We start from the raw sequence: 1,129 nt of genomic DNA on the forward strand, positions 1-1,129 counted from the left end.
CCATCTTCCCCACCAGCCCCGCCGCCTCGTTGCGCACCGCGAAGCCTCCACCCCGGACGCCAATCGGATCCAACGGGGGGATGTGCATCGCCACCACGTGCACCGCGTCGCGCGCTTCCTCCAACCAGCCGTCCAGCGCCTCCTCCACCATCGGATCCACCGTGCTGCTGCCGGAGTCCACCAGGCTGAAGTGCACGCCCCGGAAGGTGAAGTGCTGGCTGGCCCTGCCCACCAGCCGCTGGTACTCGCGCGCGTCGTCCGTGAAGGTCTCGTGGTTGCCCAGCGTGGCGAACAGCGGGATGCGCGAGTCCGCCTCCAGCCGCTGCTGGAACTCCTCCAACTGTTCGCGCGTCCCGTACTCCGTCAGGTCCCCCGCGAAGAAGATGAAGCGCAGGGAGGGGTCCTGGTTCAGCCGCGCGTAGATGTCCCCGACCTTCGATAGCGCCTCCTGCACGTCCGCCAGCGCCGCGAACCGGAACGGCTCGCGCGTGTCCCAGTCCGGCGGCGCCACCGTCAGCCGCGCCGTCGTCCCCGGCCGCAGGGCCACGCGCCACGCCTTCACCGTCGGGTGCGCGTCCGGCATCGCGTCCACCGTCAGCGGCGTGCCCGCTTCGTCCACGGCGTTCAGCACCGCGTCCGGCATCGCGTTGTGCACCATGAACAGCCAGTCCGTCCGCGCATCGGCTCCAGCCGCGACGCGCACCGTGAACACCGGCGCCTGGCCCCACAGCTCCAGCGTCCCCGACGAAAGCGTGCGCACCGACGCGAGCCCGCCTTCCACCTCCACCGTCAGCGCGTCCGCTTCCGCCTGTCCCACGCGCGTGTCGCGCACCGCGCGGTCCTCGCTGGGACGCACGCAGCCCGAGGACATCAGCGCCGCCGCGAGCCCCACCGCGCCCAGGGTCCGAAGTCCACCGCTCACGTGTCACCTCCCACCGCGTACACCAGCGCCAGCCGCCCCATCAGCGCACCGCCCGCCTGGGCCTCCGCCGCCACACCCCAGCGCTCCGTCAGCAGCACGCGCCCCCTCAAACCGAATGAACCAATCATCCCGCCGCCACGGCCTCGCAGGCCTCCCACCAGTCCGTCCTTGCGGTGGTCGTAGAAGAGCACCGCCTCGCCCCGGAGC

Annotated in this window: 1 protein-coding gene and 1 pseudogene; both read right to left on the reverse strand. The window is 71.9% G+C overall.

Annotated elements, in window-relative coordinates; all coding sequences use genetic code 11:
* Positions 1–922, reverse strand: a 922-nt coding sequence (locus D7X32_RS44425; protein ID WP_147450535.1) for a metallophosphoesterase family protein, incomplete at its 3' end; no start/stop codon positions are given.
* Positions 919–1,129: pseudogene (locus tag D7X32_RS44430) on the reverse strand (hypothetical protein); the annotation flags it as partial. The gene D7X32_RS44425 and the pseudogene D7X32_RS44430, both read right to left, overlap by 4 nt.

Origin of the sequence: Corallococcus carmarthensis (assembly GCF_003611695.1) — a bacterium.
In the GTDB taxonomy this organism is placed as follows: Bacteria; Myxococcota; Myxococcia; order Myxococcales; family Myxococcaceae; genus Corallococcus; species Corallococcus carmarthensis.